Here is a 24,330-nt window from a genome sequence, read left to right as displayed (position 1 = left end):
GTCCGGTGTGGTTCCGGAGGTGTTGGGCAGGATCCGGCTCGGCCGAACGGATGATCTCGCGCACGAACCGCCGCGGGTCAGGGCCGGAAGTCGGCGGGGAAGCCGGCCTCCTGCACGGACAGACCGGAGGGGCGCAGCGTTCCGATGCTGCCCTGCGTGTGCAGGTCGAGGAACATGTCCACGACGTCCGGGTCGAACTGTTCGCCGCGCCCTGCCCAGAGTTCCCGCCGCGCACGGTTCTCGTCCAGCGCGGTCTGGTGTGGACGGTTCGACCGCATTGCGGCCCAGGCGACGCACACCGAGAGGATGCGCGCCTCGGCCCGGATGTCCGCGCCCTTCAGGCCGTCGGGGTAGCCGGTGCCGTCGTAGCGCTCGTGCTGCTGGCGGATCACGTGCGCGACGCCCGCGAACCCCGGCACCATCCGCGCGAGCCGGTAGCCGAAGTCCGGGTGCTGGCGCAGCAGCCGCCACTCCTCCTCCGACAACGCGCCCGGCTTGGTCAGCACGACCTCCGGAATGATGATCTTGCCGATGTCGTGCAGCCGGCCGGCCAGCTGGGCGACCCTGGTCGTGGGTGCGTCGAGGCCGAACTCCCCGGCGGCCACCCCGGCCCAGCGCGACACGGACCGGCTGTGGTCGTAGCGGTGCAGCCAGCCGTCCACGCGGTCGGCGACCTGGCAGAGGAACTCCGCCATCGCGCCGTCGGTGTCCGGGTCGACGGCGGGCAGCGGCTCGGGGCCGACCGCGATCCGGTTGCGGCCTGCGGCCTTCGCCGCGTACAGCGCGCGGTCGGCGATCACCACGATGTCGTCGGGGCCGTCGCCGTGCGTCGGGAAGCTCGCCGAGCCCACCGACACCGTGACCGACAGCGGGATGTCGTCGTTGCCCGCGTTGACCGGGATGGGTTTCTCCGCAACGCGTTCGCGCAGCCGGTTCGCGATCACCGAGAGCCGGTTGGGGCCCGCGTCCGGGACGAGCAGGGCGAACTCCTCACCGCCGTAGCGCGCGAGCACCTCCCCCGACCTCGACGCCGCGCGCAACCGGGCGGCGACCTCCATCAGCACGTCGTCGCCGGCCGGGTGGCCGTAGTTGTCGTTGATCGACTTGAACCGGTCGACGTCGATGATGAACACCGCGACCGACCCGTCGTTGCGACGTGCCCGCGAGATCTCCAGCGGCAGCTGCGCCTCGAAGAACCGGCGGGTGTGCAGGCCGGTGAGGCTGTCGGTGATCGCGAGCTTGCGCTGGTCGGCGACCAGGCCCGCGAGCCGCGCGATGATCAGCAGCGACAGCAGCGCGCTGCCCGCCGCGATCACCACCACGTCCTGCGACGACTCGCCGACGTCGTGCACCAGCATCAGCACCGGCGCGGCCAGCGCGGCCGACGACAGCGCGATGATCCGGCCGCGGCTCAGGCCGACGTCCTTCATGTGCGCGCGGTCCACGAGCCGCGCCATCGTCGGGTGCAGAGCGGCGGCACCGATGCACAGGTTCGCCGAGAGCCAGATGGCGTCGAGGAAGTTGCCCGCGTGGTAGCTGCCGTCGAGGCGTTGCAGCACGTAGATCGTGTCCGCGGTGAGGATGCCCAGCAGGTTCGCCGTCAGCAGCACGAACGCGCGCGGCCGCGGTCCGGCACCGAAGATCAGCCGCAGGGCCACGACGAACAGCGCGAGGTCCATCATCGGGTAGCCGAGCGAGGCGAGCTTGACCAGCGCCGGCGAGGTGAGCCGGGCCTGCGGGCCGATGACGTAGAGCCAGGACGCCATGCCGGCCACCACGGCGAGCACGGCGGCGTCGAGCAGGCTCGGCAGGTCCAGCCCCGGTGTGCGGCGACGGATCAGCATGATCACGCCGGCCACCATCAGCGGGTAGTGGCCCAGGTAGAGGACGTCCGCGTACGACGGGTAGAGCGTGTACCGGAAGATGTAGTGCGAGGCGTAGAACGTGAGGTCGGCCAGCGCGTAGACGACCTGGCTCAGTGCGAGGAGCACCCACGGGCGCCGCCACTGCGGCCGGTTGCGGCGGACGCCGGCGAACATGGCGATCGCGGCCGAGGCGGAGATCGTGCAGTACAGCACCACGCGCACCGTCTGCCCCGTTGTGCCAGCCGGGCTCACCGGGATGAGGTAGTAGACCCCCAGCAGCAGGTGACCTGCCACCAGGTACATCCACCACGCTCCGGTCCGGCCGGCACGGAAGATGGTCACACGAGACCCCTCGTTCTGCGACTTGGTCGGGCCAGGTGATGATGCCCGACTCCTCATGACCGCGGCACCGCCGTTACTCCGATGAGGTGACCAACCAATACGAGTCCGACGTTACCGCAAATCACTGTTCTGTTTTCCGCGCGAATGAAATCCCAGCACCGTCGCGGCAGCCGGCGAGCCGGCTCACCCAATCCGCCCCACGAGTTCGTCCGACAGCGTGACGACGGCGGTTCCGGTCCGTCGCCGGTTCCCGCCCACGGGTGGACCGCGCCGATTTTCGCACGACTTTTGGCTGCTCGGCGGGGATTCGGGCACCTTTCCCCGTTCGACCACGCGCTGTGCCCGTGCCCTCCACCTGTTGGCGGACACCCGAGGGGCGCAACGGGGGTCTCCCGTGCCCGGTGCCGTCACGACTTTCCACCTGACTTGACGCACGGCGTTTCGCGCGAGTTCCGGAACCTTCGTCGTTGACCGTTGCTGGGTTTTGAAATCCGGTTACCGCGGCAGTAGCGCGATATCGTTATCGGGGCAGCCCTTCACCTGCACGGCTCCGGGTTTCTGCCTCTTCGGCCAGTGCGTGCGGGGAGCGGCTCGCAACAGTGCTATGGACGCACCGGGCAGCGGTGCCGCGGGAGCTGCCCGAGGCGCCGTCGAGGTGCTGACAAGGCGTGGAGCCGGGACTACGGTCGGCGGCCATGAGGCTACTGCTCGCCGTCCTGATGATGGTCGTCCTCGCCCCCGCCACCGCACACGCGGCACCGCCGACCGCGCGCTGCGAGTTCATCCCCACGCCGGAGAACCCGGCCGCCCGCCCGGTGCAGCCACCGCCGTCGACGGTCCCGGCCCGCGGCACCGTGAAGGTCACCATCGTGACGAACTACGGCGTCGTGGTCGCGAAGCTGGACCGCGCCACCGCGCCGTGCGGGGTGGCGAACTTCGCGCACCTGGCGCGGAGCTGGTTCTACACGATGACGCAGTGCTGGCGGCTGACGGACACCGCGCGGCTGGGCGTGCTGCAGTGCGGTGACATCCACCGGGCGGAGGAGGGCGGTCCCGGCTACCGGTTCGCCGACGAGGTCAGCGGTGCGGAGACCTACCCGCGCGGCACCATCGCGTACGGCAACCAGGGGCCGGGCACCAACGGCAGCGAGTTCTTCGTCGTGCACTCGTTCGCGAACATCAAGCCGGTCTACACGGTTCTGGGCCACGTCGTGTCCGGCATGGACACCCTGGACCGGATCGTGGCGGCCGGGATCGTGCCGCAGCCGGACGGAACGCTCGACGGCGCACCGAAGAAGCCGGTGCGGATCATCCACGTGGCCGCCTGACCGCGTTTCGCGATCGGGGTCAACGGTCAACCTCGTTCCCCTGCCTGTGATCCCGGTCGCCCCGCGGACCGAAAATCCCTGCTGGGCCCGTTCGCTCGACTGAACGGCGGTTGTACCGATCAGTAACGTCCGATTGGTACAACCATTCGCCCAGCAACGGAGGAGCCGCGGAGTGCTCACCGAGTTCGACCGCACCGGTGACGCGTTCCGCACCGCCGCGCAGACGTTGGACTACCGCCGTTTCCTGATGATCGTCGAGGACGAGCTCGGCTACTCCGGCGCACTGCAGCTCGTGCTCGACGAGTCCGCGTCAGGCGAGAAACTGGTGGTGCGCCTGGAAGAGGGCCGCGCACCCGACCCGGCCACGAGCCGGCGCACCCTGCTCGCCCGCTACGCAGAGGTGGCGGCCGCCGTGGAACAGGACCGCCCGCTCACCGTGCGCGTGGAGAACGTCGGCCTGGCCGACTTCACCCGCACCCGCGGCAAACTCGTCGCGGTCGTCGACCGGCGCGGATGATCCCACCTCTGGTCTAGGGTGTCGTGGTGCGAAAGATCCTGGTCATCGGCATCGGCGCGGGCAACCCCGACCACCTCACCCTGCAGGCCGTGAAGGCCCTGCGGACGGTCGACGTGTTCTTCGTGCTCGACAAGGGCGCCGTCAAACAGGAGCTGGTCGACCTCCGCCAGTCCATTGTGGCCGAACACGCGACGGGCCCCTACCGCGTCCTCGAAGGCCGCGACCCCGACCGCGACCGCACCCCCGACAACTACGTGCAGACGATCGAGGCCTGGCGCCGCGACCGCGCCGACGTCTGCGCCGCCCTCCTCGACCAGCTCGGCGACGACGAGGTCGGCGCGTTCCTCGTGTGGGGCGACCCCTCCCTGTACGACTCGACCCTCGCGATCCTCGACGACCTCCTGGCCCGCGGCCTGGAGTTCACCGTCGAGGTCGTCCCCGGCGTCACCTCCGTGGCCGCGCTGACCGCCGGCCACCGCGTGGCGCTGAACCAGGTCGGCCGCCCCGTGCAGATCACCACCGGCCGCCGCCTGTCCGAGGGCTGGCCCGCCGACGTCGACGACGTGGCCGTGATGCTGGACGCGAAGTACTCCTTCGAGGGCGTCGACCCCGACACGTGGATCTACTGGGGGGCGTACCTGGGGATGCCCGACGAGGTCCTGGTGTCCGGGCGGGTCGGGGACGTGGCCGCCGAGATCCGCGCGGTGCGGGAGGAGGCCCGTGCGCGCAAGGGGTGGATCATGGACACCTACCTGCTGCGCAGGGGCTAGCCGGCGATCAGCTTCGCGACCGCCCGCTCGACCAGCTCCCTGCTCGCCACCGGCGTGGAGAACGCCAGGATCGACATGTGCACGGTCAGCGCGAGCAGCTCCTCGGCCTCGAACTCCCCCGGCAGCACCCCGCGCTCCTGCGCCTCGGCGATCGCCGCCACCTTGGCCACGTGCGCCTCTCCCTCCGCCCGGGAGATCGCCTCGAACCCGTTCTCCAGCCGGTGGTACCCGGCGAGGCTGAGCAGCTCGGGCTGACGCGCGTACGTCTCGAACAACCGCCCCGCGTACCCCGGCAGGTCGTCCGGCGTGATGGGGACGGCCTCGACCACGGCCGCGATCTGGATCTTCAGGACCTCCTCGAACAGGTCCTCCTTGCTGCCGAAGTAGGCGTAGATCATCGCCTTGTTGCACCCGGCACCGGCGGCGATGCGGTCGACGCGCGCGCCGGCGATGCCGTGCGCCGCGAACTCGGTCAGCGCCGCCGCCAGCAGCTTCGCCTTGGTTGCTTCCCTGTCCCTCACCACGGACCGATTCTAACCAACCAGTTGGTTGACAGTCGACCGCGACCGTGGTTGCCTGGAGTTAGCAACCAACCGGTTAGTTAGGAGCGCGGACATGAAGGTCGCACTGGTCACGGGCGCGTCGTCGGGCATCGGCGAGGCGACGGCGCTGGCATTGCACGAGGCGGGCTACGCGGTTTACGCCGCGGCACGACGGGTCGAGCGGATGGACGGGCTTGCCGAGCGCGGCATCGAGGTGGTGCGGATGGACGTCACCGAGGACGCGTCGATGGTCGCCGGGGTCGAGCGGGTGGTCGCGGAGACCGGGCGGATCGACCTGCTCGTCAACAACGCCGGCTACGGGTCGTACGGGGCGTTCGAGGACGTGCCGCTCGCCGAGGGGCGGTACCAGTTCGAGGTCAACGTGTTCGGGCTGGCGCGGTTGGTGCAGCTGGTCGTGCCGCACATGCGGGAGGCGGGCAGCGGGCGGATCGTGAACGTGTCGTCGATCGGCGGGCGGATCTACGAGCCACTGGGCGGGTGGTACCACTCGACGAAGTTCGCGGTGGAGGGGTTGAGCGACTCGCTGCGGCTGGAGCTCAAGCCGTTCGGGATCGACGTCGTGGTGATCCAGCCGGGTGCGATCAAGACAGAGTGGGGCGGCATCGCGGTGGACAACCTCCGCAGGACGTCCGGGCAGGGGGCCTACCGCAAGCAGGCCGAGGCGCTCGCGGCGTTCTTCTCACAGGTCGAACGCGGGTCGGAACCGGAGGTGATCGCGGACGTCATCGTCAGGGCCGCTCGGGCGCGCAGGCCCAGGACCCGGTACGCGGCGGGGTTCGGTGCGCGGCCGATCCTGTTCGCCCGCAGGGTGTTGCCCGACCGGGCGTTCGACGCGCTCTTCCTCGGTGCGCTGAACCGGGCCGCCGCCTGATCGCAGCAGGTACCTTCGGTTCAGACCGGAGGGAGCGGTGTGCGCGGGGGTTTGTCGGCGGAGGCCGAACGGCTGTACCTGGCGTTGTTGCGCGGAGGCAGGGCGGATCCCGGTGCGGCGCTGGAGGAGCTCGAACGGCTCGGGCTCACCCGCGGTGGGCACGTGCGGCCGCCGCGGTCGGCGTTGACGGCGATCGCCTCCGAGCACGAGGTCGCCGCCCAGCGGGCCAGGGAGACCGCGGAGGTGCTGGCGCGGGCCTACGCCGGGCGGGGCGGGCTGGACGCGGACTTCGTCGAGGTGCTCAGGGACGCGGACGAGGTGATCACCGCGTTCGAGGAGATGCAGAGCCAGGCCAAGACCGAGGTGCGGGCGCTCGACCCCGGTTCGTACCTGAGCCCGCAGCCGGAGGCGAGTCCCGCGCAGCCGCCGGCGCTGGCCCGCGGGGTCTCCTACCGGGTGGTCTACGACTCGTCGCTCTTGCAGGACCCGCAGGGGTTCGCGTCGGTGCAGGAGAGCATCGCGGTCGGCGAGCAGGCGCGGGCGTTCCCCGGGGTGCCGTTGAAGCTCGTCGTGGCGGACTCGGACCGGGCGTTGATCGCCGTGCCGACGGTGACGGGCACGAACGTCGTCGCCCTGCTCATTCACCCGTCCGTGCTGCTGAGCGCGCTGATCGAGCTGTTCGAGGCGTTCTGGCGGATGGGCGTGCCGATCACGGCCGGCGGGCAGGACAGCGTCGGTGGCGAGCCGACGCTGGCGACGCACCGGTTGTTGTCACTGCTCAGCGCGGGCCTGACGGACGAGTCGATCGCGCGGGAGCTCGGCGTCAGCGACCGGACGGTGCACCGGCGCGTGAGCCGGCTTCAGCAGTTGCTGGGGGCGCAGACGCGATTCCAGCTCGGGGTGCAGGCGTCACGGCGCGGCTGGCTTTGATCACAACGGGTTAGCGTGCGGCAGTCGTTCATCACTCTGTGGCACTCTTTGGTGACGGATTCCAGACATGGCGACTTTCTGCCATCACCCAGACGTGTTAAACGGCGTTGAAAACCTTTCTCCTCCTCTGAAGGCACGGGCTCATCAGGCCGTGCGGGGGCAGGAAGGGATCGACAGTGACGAAGACTCTCAGAGTCGCGTTGGCCGGGGCGCTCGCCGTCTCGAGCCTCGCGCTCTCACCGGGGGCGCAGGCCGCACCGAAGGCGGACCCGGACACGGCGGCGCTCGCGGGCGCGCTGACCACCCAGACGATCAAGTGGGAGGAGTGCACCTTCCCCGGCGTCGCGGAGGAGACGGTCGCGCGGTTCAAGACCGTCAAGGGGCTCGCGTGCGCCACGGTCAAGGTGCCGCGCGACTGGCACAACCCGCAGGACGGCAACACGATCGACCTGAGGGTCTCGAAGACCGAGACCGCCTACAAGGGCACCGCCCGCCAGGGCATCGCGCTGGTCAACCCCGGTGGCCCCGGCGGCTCCGGCCTGCCGTGGGGTGCGGCGATGGCCCTGCGTGCACCGGTTCTGGCGAGCCAGTACGACTTCATCGGGTTCGACCCGCGCGGCGTCGGCCTGTCCACGCCGCTCAAGTGCTCCTACACGGTCCCGAGCTCGACCGACGAGGACGTGCTGAACCGCGCGAAGGTCGCCGGCTGCCTGGAGAACCCGCTCACGCAGTTCATCACCACCGAGCAGACCGCGTACGACATGGACTTCATCCGGGTGCTGCTCGGTGAGAAGAAGACCTCGTACATCGGCTACTCCTACGGCACGTGGCTGGGCACCTGGTACGCCACGGTGTTCCCGGGCAAGGTGCACCGCTTCCTGCTCGACTCGGCCGTCGACGCCTCGCAGACCACGCTCGAGAAGACGTGGGACCTGCAGCCGCGCAGCCGTGACCGGCAGTTCCAGGAGGCGCTGCTGCCGTACGTGGCGCGCAACAACGCGATCTACGAGGCGGGCACCGACCCGTTCGAGATCCGCAAGAACTGGGAGAAGGCGGGCGGCACGCGCGACTTCCTCGGCCAGCTGTTCACCGCCTGGTTCATCATCCCGGCGATGTACGACACCAGCCAGTACGAGGTCGCGGCCTCCGCGGTGGCGACCGTGGCCGGCACGGTGACCGAGGGCACCACCGCCCAGCGCGTCGAGGCGCTCGTCGCGAAGATGCTGGCGCGTCCGGGTCTGTCGCCGGAGAACGCCGAGTTCATCGCGAAGGCCAAGGCGAACGCGCTCGCGGCCATCGAGAAGAAGGAGCGCGTCGCGGTCAAGTCCACGACGGCCGCCGCCGAGGTCGAGACCTGGGACGCGACGTTCGAGGCGATCCGCTGCCAGGACGGCCAGTGGAACCAGAACCTGCAGTACTGGAACTACTGGAAGGCCGACCTGACCGTGAACGCGCCGTTCATCGCGCCGTTCATGAGCACGCCGCTGTGCGCGTACTGGCAGACCAAGAACTCGAAGCCCGCGCCGGACAAGAAGACCTTCCCGCGCGTGCTGCTGGCGCAGAGCGAGCTGGACGCGGCGACGCCGTACGAGGGTGGCGTGTCCACCACGAAGGCGCTGCCGGGCGCGAAGCTGATCAGCGTCGACAACGAGGGCTCGCACGGCCTGTTCCCGTACAACACGGACTGCGTCGACGACCCGATCACGTTCTACTTCCAGACCGGTGCCACGCCGCGCAAGCAGTTCACGGGCTGCCAGGCGCTGCCGCTGCCGGGGGAGACCGAGACGTTCCAGGTGGGCGGCACGCTCTCCAACGGCAAGGTGAAGATCAAGATGATCACGCCGGCCGTGAAGAAGGCCAACAAGATCGTGAAGGACCTGCTGAGCTCGTCGTCCACCGCGCAGGCGGACGAGTCGGGCATGCCGTCGAACCTCTGACGGTCTGAGCTGCGGTCGTGGCCCCCGGGAAAGCTTCCCGGGGGCCACTTCTGCTTTGCGATGCTTGGTTCTCGGCGCTTGCTTTCTAGCGCTGCCACCACTTCTTGCGGACGACGTCGACGATGACGCACGAGATGTTGTCCGGGCCGCCGTTGCCGTTGGCCAGCGCGACGAGCTGCCAGGCGGCCTCCGTGCCGTCCTCTGTGGACTGCAGGATCTCGTGCACGTCGCCCAGGTCGGTGTAGTCGGTGAGACCGTCGCTGCACAGCAGGTAGCGGTCGTCGAGGTGCGCCTGGTGCCAGGACAGGTCCGGGTCGTGCGAGTTGCCGGATTGCAGGGCCCGCAGCACGAACGCGCGGCGCGGGTGCCCGGCGGCCTCCTCCGGCGTCAGCCGGCCGGCGTCGACGAGGGCCTGCACCATGGTGTGGTCGTGGGAGAGCTGGCGCAGCTCGCCCTCCCTCAGCACGTACGCGCGGGAGTCGCCGATGTGGGCCAGCTGGAACGCCAAGCCCTCCCAGCGGATCGCCGTCAGCGTGGTGCCGGTGCCCTGCGGGGCCTCCTCGTCGAGCCGGCGCGCGATCTCGCTGACGGCCGGGCCGAGGTCGCCCTGCCAGTGCGCCAGGACGTCCACCGCGATTGCACTGGCGAGCTCGCCGTGCTCGTGGCCGCCCATCCCGTCGGCCACCGCCTGCAGGTCCGCGCGGACGTACACCGAGTCCTCGTTCTGCTCACGGACCAGCCCCGGATCGGTGGCCACGGCGATGCGCAGCTCGTGTGTCATGCCACCAGTAGATCACTTGTGAAGTCACTTCACAAGCAATACGGTTGTGAACATGGATGAGACGGTCAACGCCGGTGACATCGCGCGTCTGGCAGACGTGGGCCGCGCGGCCGTGTCGAACTGGCGGCGCCGGTTCGACGACTTCCCGGTGCCGGTCGGTGGTACGGCCTCCAGTCCGTTGTACCTGCTGCGCGACGTGGAGGCATGGTTGCGGCGCAACGGCAAGCCGTTCCGCGTCTCCCCTGCCGAGCGCCTCTGGACCCAGCTGCGCACCGTCGACGACCTGAAGCTCGGTTCGGCGCTGCTGGCCGTGGAGGCGGACGCGGCGACGTTCGAGTACCTGCACGAGCGGTACGCGGCCGCCCACTCCCGCCTGCTGAACCCGACGCCGCCGGAGATCGCGCGGCTGATGGTCTCGCTGACCGAGGCCCACGACGGCACGGTGACCGACCCGGCGTGCGGCACCGGTTCGTTGCTGAAGCTGGCCGGTGCGCGCCGCAAGGTGGGCCAGGAGCTCGACCCGGTGCTGGCCGCGATCGCGCGCCGCCGCCTGCCGGACGCCTACGTCGTGGACGGCGACTCGTTGCGCCACAACGGGATCGTCGAGAAGGCGGATGCCGTGCTGTGCGACCCGCCGTGGCACGACCGCGCGTGGGGTCACGAGGAGCTGATCGGCGACCCGCGCTGGACGCACGGCCAGCCGCCGCGCGGTGAACCCGAGCTGGCCTGGGCGCAGCACTGCCTGTCGCTGGCCAGGCCGGGCGCGCCCGTCGCGATCCTGATGCCGTCCGCCGCGGCTTCCCGCCGGGCCGGCAAACGCGTGCGCGGCAACCTCCTGCGCGCCGGCGCCGTGACCGCGGTGATCACCGTCCAGCCGGGCCGCGACCTGTGGCTGCTGCGCCACCCGCACCCGAGCGACCGCGCACCCGAGCACGTGACGCTGCTCGACTCCCCCGACTCGGTCGACCGCCCGGAGTCGCTCGATCCGAACACGCGCGTGCTCGACCTCCTCGACGACGACGTCGACCTGAGCCCCGGCCGCCTGCGGGGCCAGCACGGCCGCGCCTACGTGGAGACCCGCGCGAAGTACTCGATGCCCGAGCCGCCGGAACTGCACGACCGCGTCCTGCCGCCGATGACGACCATCGGCGACCTGCTCCGGGCAGCCCCCGGCCCGCACGTCGTCACGTCCCCGACCGGCGCGACCTACGAGATCGACCCGGCCCGCCTCGACCCGGACTACCTGACCGGCCTGCTCCGCGCCGCGCTCGCCCGCACCCCCACCGGCTCGACGCGCCTGGACGTCCGCCGCACCCAGGTCCCGTCGCTGCCGCTGGACGAACAACGACGCTATGGCCGCGCGTTCGTGCAGCTCAGGGACCTGGAGGACAGCCTGGAGGGCGCTGCGGAGCTGGTCCGTTTGGGATACAACGGGTTGCTCGGCGGCCAGATCGGACCTGCGTAGGGCGCACGGCGATGAGCACGCACCGTGACCTCAATTCACCCGATCGAGATGTCCGGATTCGCGGTCTCGCCCGCCTCGCTGACGAGGAAGCGCGCGGGACAGGCGACCGGGACCCGCACGCGAACCGGAACAGCCCGTCGCCGGCGGCGGTTAGGCTGCGCCGGTGCTGATCGCCGACCGCTACGAGATCGACGACCTGCCGCTGGGCCGGGGAGGCATGGGCGCCGTGCACCGCGGCCGCGACCTGCGCCTGGATCGCCGCGTGGCGGTCAAGCTCCTGCAACTGCCCGGGAGCGACGAGGAGGTCCAGCAGCGCTTCGCACGCGAAGCGCGCATCGTGGCGAAGCTCGAACACCCCGGCGTCCCGGTGCTCTACGACTTCGGCACGTATGACCAGCGCCTGTTCCAGGTGATGCAGTTCGTTGACGGCGTCACCATCGCCGACCTGGTCGACGAGTTCGGCCCCCTGCCCGAACCGTGGGCCGCCAACATCGCCGCCCAGACCGCCGCCGTGCTGGCCGCGGCCCACGACCGCGGCATCTGCCACCGCGACCTCAAGCCCACGAACCTGATGCTCTGCCCCGACGGCGCCGTGAAGGTCCTCGACTTCGGCCTGGCCCTGCTGCGGGAGAGCGACGTGGCCCCGTTCAGCCGCGCCGGCCAGATCCTGGGCACCCCCTCGTACATGGCGCCCGAGCAGATCCAGCGCGGAGTCGCCGAGCCGCGCAGCGACCTGTACGCGCTGGGGTGCGTGCTGCACGAGATGCTGACCGGCGAGCAGCTGTTCACCGGCCCGACGGCGTACGCGGTGTTCGAACGGCACGTGCGCGAGGTGCCGCGAGCCGTCGCGGGCGGGCTCAACGGGGTGGTGCAGCGGTTGCTGGCCAAGGAACCGGACGGGCGGCCGGGGTCGGCGCGGGAGGTTTTCGAGGCGCTGCAAGGGGTTTCGGGGGACGTGCCGGCGTTGCCGGGGTTCGTGGCGGAGGGGTCGACGGGGACGATGTACGCCAACGTGCAGCGGCGGTACGGGAACCGTGCGGTGGACGGCGGGGGCGCGCCTCGGGTGGCGGGGGTCAGGCAGTAGGCGGCTACGCAAGGCCGTGGGCCTGCTAGGCGGTGGGCACGCGGCGAAGCGGGCACGCGGTGGGCACGCGGTGGGGCGGGCGCGCGGTGGGGTGCGCGGTGGAGCGGGCACGTGGTGGGGCGGGAAACGGGCCGTGTGCGGCAGGGGCCGAGGCATGGGTAGCGGGAACCGCGCCGTGAGCGGCGAAAACCAGGACGTGCGCGCGGAAGCCGCACTCCGGCGGTGCGAGCCGTGGCCGGATCACGACGGGATGCGGTTCACCTCGTGCTCCCCGGTGGCCCACAGGTGCTGCACCGCATAGGACCGCCAAGGCCGCCACTCCGCAGCCCGCCGGCTCAACGCCGCCGGAGTCACCGGCAACCCGAGTGACGCAGCCGCCAGCTTGATCCCGAGATCGGTCGGCAAGAAGGCGTCCGGGTCTCCCAGGGCGCGCATCGCGATGGACTCCACGGTCCACGGCCCGAAGCCGGGCAAAGCGTGCAGAGCCTCCCGGACGACGGTGGGGTCCGCGGACATCGACAGGTCCAAACCGGACTCCAGGGCACCGAGCAGCGCGGCCATGGTCGTGCGGCGGGAGGTCGGCACGGCCAGGGTCGCCGGGTCGAACGACAGGGGGAACAGGTGGAGGTCGGCGACCGGGGTGCCGAAGCGCTGGACCAGGCGGGCGGCGTGGGTGCGGGCCGCGGCGGTGGAGACCTGTTGGCCGAGGACGGCTCGGACGGCGAACTCGGCGCCGTCGACGGTGCGGGGGACGCGGCGGCCGGGGGCCTTGTGCACCAACGGTTCGAGGACCGGGTCCGCGGCCAGTGCGGTGTCGATGGCGGACGGGTCGGCGTCGAGGTCCAGCAGGAAGCGGCACAGGGCCACCGCTGCGGGCAGGTCGCGGACGTCGGTCAGGGCGAACACCGCTGCCACGTGGTCGGGGCGGGGGCTGAGTGCGGCGATTCCCGGGCCGTGCGGGAGGCGGAGGGTGCGGCGGTAGGTGTTGTCGCGCCACTCCTCCACGCCGGGGACGGCGGTGGCGATGAGGTGTCCGAAGAGGTTGTCGGGGAACAGCGGGGTGTGGAACGGCAGGCGGAGCGGGATCTGGTGCGGGAGTGCGGTGATGGCGGGCAGGGTGCGGCCGGCGGCGAACGCGGCGGAGAGGGTTCGGGCGTCGGCGCCCAGGGAGTCGACCAGTTGGGTGCGCAGATGGCTTGTGGTGCAACCCAGGTGGGACGCCAGTGCGCGGACGCCGGAGCGGTCGACGAAACCGTCGGCGAGCAGAAGTGTTGCGCGCTCGACGATGGACGCGCGGGCCGAGGGCGCGGAGTGGTGCATGTCCTCAATAGTGCCCGTGTGCGCCGTCGAATGCTGGCGGGAAAGGGACATCACCGCGACGGGGCCAACCGGGTGACCTGCTTCGCGATGCGATCAGGCCTGGATAGGCTGGTTGTCGCGCCGTTGCGACAGGGGTGGACTTCAGCAGGGAAGGGCGGCGTCGCGTGCGATGAGGGCGGCTTGGACGCGGTTGTCGCAGCGGAGTTTCGTCAGCAGTCGGCTGACGTGGGCCTTGATCGCCCCTTCCGACAGGTACATCAGCCGGGCGATGCGGGCGTTGGCCATGCCCTGGGCCAGGTACACCAGCACCTCCTGTTCGCGGCGGGTGAGCAGGCCGATGCGGCTGCGGGCGGCGTCGCGGCGGTCCGAGTCGGCGCCGGTGAAGTGGTCCACGAGGGCGCGGGTGGCGGACGGGGAGAGGACGGCTTCGCCCGCGGCCACGGCGCGGACGGCGGTCACGAGGGTGTCGGGGTCGCCGTTCCTGGGCAGGAAGCCCGCTGCTCCGGCGCGCAGTGCGGGGAACAGCAGCTCCTCGGTGGGCGGGGTGCAGAGCATGATCACCTGGGTGCCGGGGGCGTGCCTGCGGATCATGCGGACGGCGGTCAGGCCCTCCATGCCGGGCAGGGCGGCGTCCAGCAGCAGGACCTGCGGGCGGTGGCGGCGGGCCAGTTCGAGTGCGCCGGTGCCGTCGCTCGCCTCGCCGACCACGGCGATGGTGCCGGAGCGTTCCAGCACGCCGCGGACGCCGGTGCGGATCAGCACCTCGTCGTCGGCGATGCCGACGGTGGTCGTGCGCGGCTTGTTCACCAGTTGCAGCCCGCCGTTCGTCCGCGAAGCACTCGTCGTCACCGTCATGCGTTCTCCCCGTCAGACCGGACCAGCCACCAGTTTGTTGCCGAACGAGGGTCGGGGGAAGGCAGGCATAACGAGCGCGGTGCGCACCGTCTCGCGCAGGCCGGGGCGTAACGGGGTGCATGCACTCGAACAACCACCGCCACCTGCGGGAACACCGCCGCGAGACGGCACCGGGCTGCCGTTACGGCTGGAGGAGAGGCGCTCATGACCAGCACCGGACGGTGTGCCCTGTGCGCCGGCGCGCTGCCTCCCTCGACCTCGGAGCAGCGCAGGTCCTACTGCTCCAACGCCTGCCGCCAACGGGCTTACCGGCGGCGGGTGAGCTCGGCCGTGCGGGCGCCCGCCACCAGGCAGAAGCCGCGGGTGCTGGCGAACCTGCCCGCGGCGAGGGACGCGTTCGTCGGGCGGCAGCAGGAGCTGACGAAGCTCGACCAGCTCCTGCGCCGGCACCGTCTCGTTACGCTCGTGGGCAGTGCGGGTGCGGGCAAGACGCGGCTCGCGCTGGAGGCGGCGGGGCGGTTGCGGCGCGGGCGCACGGACCGGGTGCTGCTGGTCGAGCTGGGTCAGGTGACCGACGGTGGTGCCGTGCTGCCGGCCGTCGCGCACGCCCTGGGGGTCGAGCAGTCGGACGAGCCGTTGCGGGACACGGTGCTGGAAACGCTCGTGAACATGAGGGTGGTCGTCGTCCTCGACAACTGCGAGCACCTGCTCGACACGTGCGCGGAGCTGGCCGACCTGCTGCTGAACCGCTGTCCCGGTGTGCGGGTGCTCGCGACGAGCCGGGAGGCGCTGTGGATCAGCGGTGAGGTGAGCTTCCACGTGGAGGGCCTGCCGGTGCCGTCGACGGACCGCGACCTGGTCACGACGGCGGCGCCGCGGTCGGAGGCGGTGAAGCTGTTCGTCGAACGCGCACGCGAGCGCAAGCCGGACTTCCGCCTCACGCCGGAGAACACGGCGGCGGTCGCGCTGCTGTGCGCGCGGCTGGAGGGCATGCCGCTGGCGATCGAGCTGGCCGCGCGCTGGGTGCAGCTGCTGCCGGTGGCGGACATCTGCGACCGCGTGGACGAGCCGCTGGAGCTGCTGACGCTGGGCTGCCGCAAGTCGCCCGCGCGGCAGCGGTCGTTGCGGGAGGCGATCGACTGGAGCTACCGGTTGCTGCAGCCGGACGAGCAGTTCGTGCTGCGCAGGCTGAGCGTGTTCGACGGCGGGTTCGACCTGGCGGCGGCCACCGAGGTGTGTTCGACGGAACGGTCGGCGGAACCGGTGCTGGACGTGCTGTCCCGGTTGCAGGCCAAGTCGTTGCTGACCGCGGTGCCGGGCACGACGCGGTTCCGGCAGCTGGAGCCGGTTCGCCTGCACGCCAGGGAGAAGCTGGCCGTGGCGGGTGAGCTGGACGTCGCGTTCGAGGCGCTGGCGCGGTGGTTCACCGACCTGTCGGACGTGCTGATCACGGCGCCGCTGTCGATGCCGGCGGAGGTGCAGGACCGGCTCGACAACCACGTCGACAGCCTGCTCGGCACCGTCGAGTGGGCCGCGGACCGCGCTGACGAGCGGTTGTTGCTGCTCACCGCGGCGCTCGCCGACTGCGCTGCCCGGCGGGGGCGGCTCGGCCAGGCCAGGGCGCTGCTGCGGGACGCGCTGCGGCGACCGTCCACAAGGGACGACTACCGGTGTGTGGCGCTCAACCACGCGGCCAGGTTCGCCGCCGAGCAGGGTGACCGCGAGGAGGCCGTCGAGCTGTCCGGTGAGGCGTCGCGGCTGGTGCGCGGCATCGGTCACCCGGCGCTGGTGATGAGCTGCCGCAGCACGCTCGCGGCGGTGCAGCAGTCGAGCGGCGACTGGGAGGCGTCGGACGAGAACAACACCGAGTGCCTGCGCGTCGCGGAGCTGCTCGGTGAACCCCTTGCGCGCGCGACGTGCCTGGTCGACCTGGCGCGCACGGCGTTGTCGCTGGGCAAGCACGAACGCGCCGAGAAGGCGGTCATGAAGGCGTTGCCGATCTCGCGCACGTCGGGTGTGCCCGCGCGCATCGCCGGTGCCCTCACCACGCGGGGTGCCGTGGCGTTGGTGCAGGGCGATCTGGACGAGGCGGCGCACGCCTTCCGGGAGGCGTTGCGGATGGACGGCGTGAACCCGCTGAGCGCCCCGGACGCGTTGGAAGGCCTCGCCATAGCGGCGATGCTGCGCGGTCAGGCTGAGCGCGCGCTGCGGTTGGAAGCGACCGGGCGTGCGATGCGCCGGTCGGTCGGCGTTGTGCCGGACCCGTTCTGGGCGGAGAAGGTCGCCGGTGCGATGAACACCGCGCGGCTGATGCTGCCCACCCAGCGGGCCGATGAGGCCGCAACCCCTTTGACCCCGACCGAGATCGAGGCGTTCATCCAGGACGAGGTGTGGCTCGACCGCACGGAGGCCGCGCACGGCGAGCTGGACGACCACGAACGGCGTGTCGTCGCGCTGCTGTCGGCCGGACTGACGAACCAGCAGATCGCGAACCGGCTCAACGTGTCCGTCCGCACCGTGGCGGCCCGGTTGCAGCGCCTGCGGGACAAGCTCGGGCTGAGCAGCCGCGAGGACATCGCGGCGTGGGGCGCGGAACGCGCCATCGGCTGACCGGCCACCGGGTTGCGCAAAGGTTTGCGCGCATCGACCGACAGTAGGGCGTGGCGGCGGAAAAGGCTTCTGAACCGCATCAGCACTAGTCCGTTCGAGTGACGGCAGAGGTCTAGACCTTGACCTTCAAGTGGTCTAAACCACATCGTTCAGGCACCCCCTGCGACTGAGGAGACCGATGTCCAAGTTCCGATGGCATCTAGCTGCTCTCTTCGCGGCAGTAGCCGCGATGGTCCTCGGAATCGTCGTCGTGCCCGCCGCGAGCGGTGCCGGTGGCGTTTCCGCCACGTTCTCCAAGGGTTCGGACTGGGGAACGGGCTTCGAGGGCAAGTACACGATCACGAACAACAGCGCGGCGGCCCTGACGTCGTGGACCGTGGAGTTCACGCTCCCGGCCAACCACCGCGTGACCTCGCTGTGGGACGGCTCGTACACGACGAGCGGTCAGAACGTCACGGTCAAGAACACCTGGAACGGCAGCATCGGTGCCGGCGGGTCGGTGAGCTTCGGCTTCAACGGCTCGTACACCGGCACGTTCGGTGCGCCGACGAACTGCAAGCTCAACGGAGGCTCGTGCGAGGCGGGCGGGACGAACCCGACGACCACGACCACGACCAGCACCACGACGAGCACGACGACCACCACCACGACCACCACGACGACGACCACCGGTCCGCCGCCGCCTCCCGGGAAGATCAACCTGGGCTACTTCACGGAGTGGGGTGTGTACCCGGCCCGCAACTACCAGGTGAAGAACATCGACACCTCGGGTTCGGCGTCGAAGCTCACGCACATCAACTACTCGTTCGGCAACGTGGTCGGCGGCAAGTGCACCATCGGTGAGGCCTTCCCCGCGATCGAGAAGGCGATGACCGCGGCGGAAGCCGTCGACGGCGTGGCCGACACGTGGGACCAGCCGGTGCGCGGCAACTTCAACCAGCTGATGAAGCTGAAGAAGAAGTACCCGCACCTCAAGGTGCTGTACTCGTTCGGCGGCTGGACCTGGTCCGGCGGCTTCGGTGAGGCGTCGCGGAACCTGCCCGCGTTCGTCGACTCCTGCTACAACCTGCTGAAGGACCCGCGCTGGGCCGGTCTGTTCGACGGCATCGACATCGACTGGGAGTACCCGAACGCGTGTGGCCTGTCGTGCGACACGAGCGGTGCGGCGGCGTTCAAGAACATGTCGCAGGCGCTGCGCACCAAGTTCGGCCAGAACTTCCTGGTGACCGCTGCGATCACGGCTGACGGCTCCGCCGGCGGCAAGATCGACGCGGCCGACTACGGCGGCGCGGCGCAGTACCTGAACTGGTACAACGTCATGACGTACGACTACTTCGGTGCGTGGGCGGCCCAGGGCCCGACGGCTCCGCACTCCCCGCTCACGTCGTACAACGGCATCCCGACCGCCGGGTTCAACTCCGAGGCCGCGATCTCGAAGCTGCGCTCGAAGGGCGTTCCGGCCAGCAAGCTCCTGCTCGGCATCGGCTTCTACGGCCGCGGCTGGACGGGCGTCACGCAGGCCACCCCCGGTGGCACGGCGACCGGCCCGGCTCCCGGCACGTTCGAGGCGGGCATCGAGGACTACAAGGTCCTGAAGACCAAGTGCCCCACCACCGGCACGATCGCCGGCACGGCCTACGCGTTCTGCAACGGCCAGTGGTGGAGCTACGACACCCCGCAGACGATCACCAGCAAGATCCAGTGGGCACGCGGCCAGGGTCTGGGCGGCGCGTTCTTCTGGGAGCTCACGGGTGACACCGCGAACGGAGAGTTGATCACTGCGATGAAGAACGCCCTCGGGTAGTCCTTCGACAACGCCGGGAGGGGAGCTGGTCAGCCCAGCTCCCCTTTCGTTTGCCCGGAAACAGCCGGGTCAGCAGAACGCTTCGGTGAGCAGCTTCAGGTAGGCGTCGGTGGGGTTGCCGCTGGTCGGCGCGCTGGTCGCCGACAGCTCCAGGCGCTTCCGGGTGTCCGGCGTGGTCAGCAGCTCCGAGGAGTAGCCGGGGATGCCGCCGCCGTGGCCCCACACCTTCGTGCCGCACGGCAGGGTCTGCACCTGCAGGCCCAGGCCGTAGTCGGGACTGACCGCGGTCGTCCTGCTGATCTCCTGCTGCTGCGCGGGCTTGAGCAGCTTGCCGCTCGCCAGCGCGACGACGAACGTGTCGAGGTCCTTCGTCGTGGAGATCATCTCACCGGCGGCCCACGCGACCGACGGGTTGAGGCGGGTGACGTCGGTCGGCTTGCCCTTCACGGTCGAGTAGCCGTGCGCGTGCGGGCCCCTGATGTCGAGGTCGTCGCCGGGCACCTCGGTGTCGGCCAGCCGCAGCGGCTTGAGGATGCGCTGCTCGACGGCCTTCTCGTACGGGCGGCCGGTGATCTTCTCGACCAGCAGGCCGGCAACGACGTAGTTGGTGTTGGAGTAGCTCCACCGCGCGCCGGGCTCGAAGTCGAGCGGCCGGTCCGTGGAGATCTTGAGCATCTCCTGCGGTGACCAGTGCTTGTAGCGGATCTGCTCGAAGCCGTCCGGGTCGAGCGGCAGCGCGCTGGTGTAGTCGTAGAGCCCGCTGGTGTGCTGCAACACCTGCCGCACGGTGATGCGGGTGTCGATCGAACCGGGCAGGTAGCGCACGACGGGCGCGTCCAGGTCGAGCTTGCCCTCGCCGGCGAGCTGCAGCAGCACCGTCGACACGAACGTCTTGGTGATGCTGCCGATGCGGAACCGGCCGTTCTCCGGCACCGGGCGGTTGCGGTCGAGCTCGGCCTTGCCGGACCGTGCGGTGAGGCGGTGGCGCCCGTCGGTCACCCTGACCTGGACGCCGAGCGCTCCCCCGCTCGCCGTGATCTGGTCGAGCGCTCCCTGCACGACCCCGCGGTCGATCGCACCGCCGGTGGCGTCGGCCGTGGTGTCGGCCGCGAGCGCGGTGCCGGTGGTGGCGGCGAGCAGTCCGGCCGTCGTGATGCCGGCCACGAGTCGAACTCTCAGTCGAATCCCCATGTCCACCACCTTGTCGAGGCGCGGGGACCGCCGCATCCACCTCAAGGCGGACGGGCCTCCCTAGGGGTGACCCTGACCCGGAGGGCGCCCTGGTGTGGAATCGCTTGCACGGCAACGAGATCGGCCGTCACCGACCGGGCGGAGATCGGCGGTTCCAGGTGGCGTGATCTGCCCTTGGGGGCGAACGACGGCTGATCGGGCCGGATCAATAGGGCTTGTGCGCCGCTTTCATGGCCGAGACGAGCATTGCGCGCACTTTCGGCCAATGCACGTCCTGCTGACAGGAGAAAGGCGGCAGGAACCCGCTGCAGGTGCCCGACGAGGCACCGATCTCCCAGACGAAACTCGGCACGCCCAGGTCGTCGTACACCCAGTCGTCGGTGGCACCGGAGGCGTTGTAGAGCAGCTCGCCCGGCTGGCCCGCGCGGAACCCGGACAGCGCGGCCATCTCGTTCGCGATCCTGCGCAGCGCCTCGTCGTTGCCGGACTTCTGCGTGCTCCAGCCCCACGGGAAGAGCACGTAGTTGCCGTAGCTGTGCATGGAGATCACGGCACCGGTCGTGTCCGGTGTGGCCGCCGCGGTGTCACCGGGCGCGCGGGTGTCGCGGTAGAGGCTGCGCCACAACGCTTGCAGCGCCTGGGTCTCCACCTCGGAGTCGGCGCGCGGGCCGCGGTAGACCTCGCTGCACCTGTTCGCGGAGCTGCCGACCTCACCCCAGTGCGAGCCGGCGTTGCGGTTGAGGTCGACGCCGCGCGGACCGCTGGAGCAGGTGCCCTGCGCGTTCTTGCGGTGCGGCACGGGGGTGTCGCCGCCGGACTCGACGATGTCCACGCCGTCGGGGTTCGCGATCGGCACGACCCAGACCTCCAGGTCGTCGAGCAGCGCGGTCAGGTCGGAGCCGACCAGGTCGTCGACGAACCGCCACGCCAGGTCACCGGTGGTGATCTCGCGGGCGTGCAGCTGCCCCATCACGAACAGCCGCGGCTTCGGCGCGGCCGGCGTCAGCGCGCAGTCGCCGGGCGCCATCCTGGTGATGCAGACGGCTTTCAGGTCGTGGCCGCCGTCGCCCTGGGTCTTGCGCCAGGAGTCGCCGTAGTCGACGACGGTCGCGAGGTCCGGGTGCTGTGCGGCGACCTCGTCGAGGTGGGCGAGGTGCGCGGTGACCGTGCGGTAGCCGCCGTAGTAGGTCGTGGCGTCGGGCGACCGCGGCACCTGTTGAGACGCGGGCAGCGCCGACTCGACAGTGGACTGGAAACCGTCGGCGCGGAGGTCGTCGGCGGTGTGCGCGCCCCCGATGACGAAGAGGTCCGCGCCGTCGCGGTGTTCCGCGACGTCATAGCCGAGGCCGAGCAGCCGTTCGGCCGATTCCCCCAGCGGGGCCGGGACCCGCAGCACGTACGTCGCCTGTGGACCGTCCGCCGGCGCCGGTGCCGGGCTGAGCAGCAGGGTCAGGCCGGCGAGCAGGGCGAGGGCGGTCCGCATGACCACCGATGATCGGCCGTCCGGGTGAGCCGCGCCAGTCCGTTCGACCGGACGGATGACTACCGTCCGGTCAGTGGGACCCGCAAACTGCCGCTTGGCGAGCTGTGACGAAAATCAATAAGATCGGTCCCAGCATCGCAGCGGTTATTGTGCTCCACGCCGAAACCGACTCGACGACAGCGAGGTCCGCACACAGCCCACGGGAACCCAACGGGAGCGTCAGCCATGGATCATCTCCACCTCGACACCAACGTCGCTGAGATCTCCTACCTCGGCTTGCCGGACCACCTGTACTTCCCCTGGCGCGGCTCCCTCACCGACGACGACGAGGGGCTGGAGCCCACGATCGTCCGCAGCCTGGACTGAGCTCGCCGGGATCGGGCGGGTCAGCCGGTGCGCAGGCGGTGGGCCAGCGCGGTGTGGCGGCGGCCGGCCCCCACGGTGCGCACGGCCTGGCCGATGGCGCGTTTCGAGCCCACGAGGACGACGAGCTTCTTCGCGCGCGTGACGGCGGTGTAGAGCAGGTTGCGCTGCAACATCATCCACGCGCTGGTCGTGATCGGGATGACCACGCACGGGTACTCGCTGCCCTGCGACCGGTGGATGGTCATGGCGTAGGCGTGGCTGAGCTCGTCCAGCTCGGAGAACTCGTAGTCGACGTCCTCGTCCTCGTCGGTGCGGATGGTGAGCTTCTGCTCGACCGGGTCCAGCGCGGTGACGACGCCCAGGGTGCCGTTGAAGACGCCGTTGCGGCCCTTGTCGTAGTTGTTGCGGATCTGGGTGACCTTGTCCCCCACCTTGAACACCCGGCCGCCGAAGCGCTTCTCCGGCAGGTTCTCCCGCGACGGGGTCAGCGCCTCCTGCAGCACCGCGTTCAGCGAGCCGGCACCGGCAGGGCCGCGGTGCATGGGAGCGAGCACCTGGATGTCCTTGCGCGGGTCGAGCCGGAACCTGCGCGGGATGCGGTTCGCCACGACGTCGACCGTGAGGGTCGCGGCGTCCTCGGCCTCGTCGGCGGCGAAGAGGAAGAAGTCCGGCAGGCCCTGCACCACCGGGTACTCGCCGCTGTTGATGCGGTGGGCGTTCGTGACGACGCCCGACTCCTGCGCCTGCCGGAAGATGTGCGTGAGCCGGACGTTCGGGACCGGACTGCCGTGGGCCAGCACGTCCCTGAGCACCTCGCCCGCCCCGACGGACGGCAGCTGGTCGACGTCACCCACCAGCAGCAGGTGCGCGCCCGGCGGCACGGCCTTCACGAGCTTGTTGGCGAGCAGCAGGTCCAGCATCGACGCCTCGTCCACCACGACCAGGTCGGCGTCGAGCGGGTGGTCGCGGTCGTAGGCGGCGTCACCGCCGGGCTTGAGCTCCAGCAACCGGTGCACGGTGCGGGCCTCGTGGCCGGTCAGCTCGGTGAGGCGCTTCGCGGCGCGGCCGGTCGGGGCGGCCAGGACGACCTTCGCGCGCTTGGCCAGCGCCAGCCGGACGATCGAGCGCACGGTGAAGCTCTTGCCACAGCCCGGTCCGCCGGTGAGCACCGCGACCTTGCGGGTGAGGGCGAGCTGCACGGCCTCCCGCTGGTGCTGCTCCAGCTCGGTGCCGAGCCAGGCGAGCGCCCTGTCCCAGTTCACGCCCTGGAAGCTCGGCATGCGGTCGGTGTCGCTGTGCAGCAGGCGCCTGAGCTGGGCCGCCAGTGAGATCTCCGCGCGGTGGAACGGCACCAGGTAGATCGCGATCTCGTCGTCGGGCAGCTCCTCGCGGACCACGCCCTCCTCCTCGACGAGCTCGGCGAGGCAGTCGATGACGAGCCCGGTGTCGACCTGGAGGATCTTGATGGCCTCCGCGATGAGCGCCTGCTCCGGCAGGTAGCAGTTGCCGTCGGTGGTGGCCTCGGAGAGCGTGAACTGCAGACCGGCCTTGACCCGCTGCGGGCTGTCGTGCGGGATGCCGACGGCCTTGGCGATCACGTCGGCGGTCTTGAAGCCGATGCCCCACACGTCGCTCGCCAGCCGGTACGGCTCCTCGCGCACGACGTCGACGGCCTTGTCGGTGTACTGCTTGTAGATGCGGACGGCCAGCGACGTGGAGACGCCGACCCCTTGGAGGAAGACCATGACCTCCTTGATGGCCTTCTGCTCCTCCCAGGCGTCCGCGATGGCCTTCGTGCGCTTGGGGCCGAGCTTCGGCACCTCGATGAGGCGCTCGGGCGTGTGCTCGATGACGTCGAGCGCGTCGACGCCGAAGTGCGTGACGATCTTGTCGGCGAGGACCGGGCCGATGCCCTTGATCAGCCCGGAGCCCAGGTAGCGGCGGATGCCCTGGATCGTGGCGGGCAGGACGGTCGTGTAGTCGTCGACGTGGAACTGCTTGCCGTACTGCGGGTGCGAACCCCAGCGGCCGCGCATCCTGATCGACTCGCCGGGCTGGGCGCCGAGCAGCGCGCCGACGACCGTGACCAGGTCACCGCGGCCGGTGTCGACCTTCGCGACGGTGTAGCCGTTGTCCTCGTTGGCGTAGGTGATCCTCTCCAGGACCGCTTCGAGGACGTTCATGACGTGAACCTACAGCGCTCTGCACACGATCTTCACAACTTGTCCCGGCGTCCTCCACGAGCGGG

General features: G+C 70.5%; 19 protein-coding genes. 11 read left to right on the top strand and 8 right to left on the bottom strand.

The genetic code is table 11. The annotated features are described in order from the left end of the window. Positions 1–77: 77 nt before the first annotated feature. Complete coding sequence (locus ACZ7CH_RS26005) at positions 78–2,207, bottom strand: diguanylate cyclase (protein ID WP_360395378.1); 2,130 nt, start codon at positions 2,205–2,207, stop codon at positions 78–80. A gap of 695 nt (positions 2,208–2,902) precedes the next feature. Here ACZ7CH_RS26005 and ACZ7CH_RS26000 point away from each other — a divergent pair. The 3 genes from ACZ7CH_RS26000 (at position 2,903) to cobF (ending at position 4,822) form a co-directional block, all read left to right on the top strand. Further along, positions 2,903–3,535, top strand: coding sequence for a peptidylprolyl isomerase (locus tag ACZ7CH_RS26000; RefSeq protein WP_470375134.1), 633 nt, complete (start codon positions 2,903–2,905; stop codon positions 3,533–3,535). A gap of 172 nt (positions 3,536–3,707) precedes the next feature. After that, positions 3,708–4,052: a hypothetical protein gene (locus ACZ7CH_RS25995; RefSeq protein ID WP_360395374.1), complete on the top strand. Its 345-nt coding sequence runs from the start codon at positions 3,708–3,710 to the stop codon at positions 4,050–4,052. A 26-nt stretch (positions 4,053–4,078) separates the two neighbouring features. Beyond that, positions 4,079–4,822 carry a precorrin-6A synthase (deacetylating) gene (cobF, locus tag ACZ7CH_RS25990; protein WP_360395372.1) on the top strand — a complete coding sequence of 248 codons (744 nt, stop codon included), beginning with the start codon at positions 4,079–4,081 and terminating at the stop codon, positions 4,820–4,822. Here the strand turns inward: cobF and ACZ7CH_RS25985 are convergent. Continuing rightward, positions 4,819–5,346 carry a TetR/AcrR family transcriptional regulator gene (locus tag ACZ7CH_RS25985; protein ID WP_470375133.1) on the bottom strand — a complete coding sequence of 176 codons (528 nt, stop codon included), beginning with the start codon at positions 5,344–5,346 and terminating at the stop codon, positions 4,819–4,821. The genes cobF and ACZ7CH_RS25985 overlap by 4 nt on opposite strands. 91 nt (positions 5,347–5,437) lie before the next feature. Between ACZ7CH_RS25985 and ACZ7CH_RS25980 the strand changes: the two genes are divergently transcribed. The 3 genes from ACZ7CH_RS25980 to ACZ7CH_RS25970 all read left to right on the top strand — a co-directional run bounded on the left by ACZ7CH_RS25980 (position 5,438) and on the right by ACZ7CH_RS25970 (position 9,123). Then, positions 5,438–6,256 carry an oxidoreductase gene (locus ACZ7CH_RS25980; protein ID WP_360395368.1) on the top strand — a complete coding sequence of 273 codons (819 nt, stop codon included), beginning with the start codon at positions 5,438–5,440 and terminating at the stop codon, positions 6,254–6,256. A 39-nt stretch (positions 6,257–6,295) separates the two neighbouring features. Beyond that, complete coding sequence (locus ACZ7CH_RS25975) at positions 6,296–7,186, top strand: helix-turn-helix transcriptional regulator (protein ID WP_458430434.1); 891 nt, start codon at positions 6,296–6,298, stop codon at positions 7,184–7,186. 176 nt (positions 7,187–7,362) lie between these two features. Continuing rightward, complete coding sequence (locus ACZ7CH_RS25970) at positions 7,363–9,123, top strand: alpha/beta hydrolase (protein WP_360395364.1); 1,761 nt, start codon at positions 7,363–7,365, stop codon at positions 9,121–9,123. A gap of 85 nt (positions 9,124–9,208) precedes the next feature. Here ACZ7CH_RS25970 and ACZ7CH_RS25965 read toward each other — a convergent pair whose 3' ends face one another. Beyond that, the gene (locus ACZ7CH_RS25965) at positions 9,209–9,904 is read right to left on the bottom strand and encodes a PP2C family protein-serine/threonine phosphatase (protein ID WP_360395362.1); all 696 of its coding nucleotides are present in this window, start codon (positions 9,902–9,904) and stop codon (positions 9,209–9,211) included. 52 nt (positions 9,905–9,956) lie between these two features. Here ACZ7CH_RS25965 and ACZ7CH_RS25960 point away from each other — a divergent pair, with 52 nt between their 5' ends. After that, positions 9,957–11,369: an HsdM family class I SAM-dependent methyltransferase gene (locus ACZ7CH_RS25960; RefSeq protein ID WP_470375132.1), complete on the top strand. Its 1,413-nt coding sequence runs from the start codon at positions 9,957–9,959 to the stop codon at positions 11,367–11,369. 163 nt (positions 11,370–11,532) lie between these two features. Continuing rightward, positions 11,533–12,453, top strand: a complete 921-nt coding sequence (locus ACZ7CH_RS25955; RefSeq protein WP_470375131.1) for a serine/threonine-protein kinase — start codon at positions 11,533–11,535, stop codon at positions 12,451–12,453. A 240-nt stretch (positions 12,454–12,693) separates the two neighbouring features. On the opposite strand, the gene ACZ7CH_RS25950 is transcribed toward ACZ7CH_RS25955, so the two are convergent. Continuing rightward, the gene (locus ACZ7CH_RS25950) at positions 12,694–13,773 is read right to left on the bottom strand and encodes a DNA-3-methyladenine glycosylase family protein (RefSeq protein ID WP_470375130.1); all 1,080 of its coding nucleotides are present in this window, start codon (positions 13,771–13,773) and stop codon (positions 12,694–12,696) included. Between the two features lie 141 nt (positions 13,774–13,914). Then, positions 13,915–14,628, bottom strand: coding sequence for a response regulator transcription factor (locus ACZ7CH_RS25945; RefSeq protein WP_360395354.1), 714 nt, complete (start codon positions 14,626–14,628; stop codon positions 13,915–13,917). Positions 14,629–14,832: 204 nt separating this feature from the next. On the opposite strand from ACZ7CH_RS25945, the gene ACZ7CH_RS25940 reads away from it, so the two are divergent. Both ACZ7CH_RS25940 and ACZ7CH_RS25935 read left to right on the top strand, forming a co-directional pair. Beyond that, positions 14,833–17,238 (top strand): ATP-binding protein, encoded by a 2,406-nt coding sequence (locus ACZ7CH_RS25940; RefSeq protein WP_470375129.1) that lies wholly within the window; start codon positions 14,833–14,835, stop codon positions 17,236–17,238. A gap of 178 nt (positions 17,239–17,416) precedes the next feature. Continuing rightward, a complete protein-coding gene (locus ACZ7CH_RS25935; protein WP_470375128.1) occupies positions 17,417–19,042 on the top strand; it encodes a glycosyl hydrolase family 18 protein in 1,626 nt (541 codons plus the stop codon). Between the two features lie 69 nt (positions 19,043–19,111). On the opposite strand, the gene ACZ7CH_RS25930 is transcribed toward ACZ7CH_RS25935, so the two are convergent. Continuing rightward, positions 19,112–20,233 carry a serine hydrolase domain-containing protein gene (locus tag ACZ7CH_RS25930; RefSeq protein ID WP_470375127.1) on the bottom strand — a complete coding sequence of 374 codons (1,122 nt, stop codon included), beginning with the start codon at positions 20,231–20,233 and terminating at the stop codon, positions 19,112–19,114. A 205-nt stretch (positions 20,234–20,438) separates the two neighbouring features. Continuing rightward, positions 20,439–21,716, bottom strand: a complete 1,278-nt coding sequence (locus tag ACZ7CH_RS25925; RefSeq protein ID WP_470375126.1) for a M14 family zinc carboxypeptidase — start codon at positions 21,714–21,716, stop codon at positions 20,439–20,441. Positions 21,717–21,941: 225 nt separating this feature from the next. Between ACZ7CH_RS25925 and ACZ7CH_RS25920 the strand changes: the two genes are divergently transcribed. Then, complete coding sequence (locus tag ACZ7CH_RS25920) at positions 21,942–22,082, top strand: hypothetical protein (protein WP_360395344.1); 141 nt, start codon at positions 21,942–21,944, stop codon at positions 22,080–22,082. A 20-nt stretch (positions 22,083–22,102) separates the two neighbouring features. Here the strand turns inward: ACZ7CH_RS25920 and recD2 are convergent, their stop codons facing one another. After that, complete coding sequence (recD2, locus tag ACZ7CH_RS25915; protein WP_458430428.1) at positions 22,103–24,265, bottom strand: SF1B family DNA helicase RecD2; 2,163 nt, start codon at positions 24,263–24,265, stop codon at positions 22,103–22,105. Positions 24,266–24,330: the final 65 nt, after the last annotated feature.

The organism is Lentzea sp. NPDC037011 (genome assembly GCF_055607425.1).
This window is presented reverse-complemented; position numbering and strand designations above follow the sequence as displayed.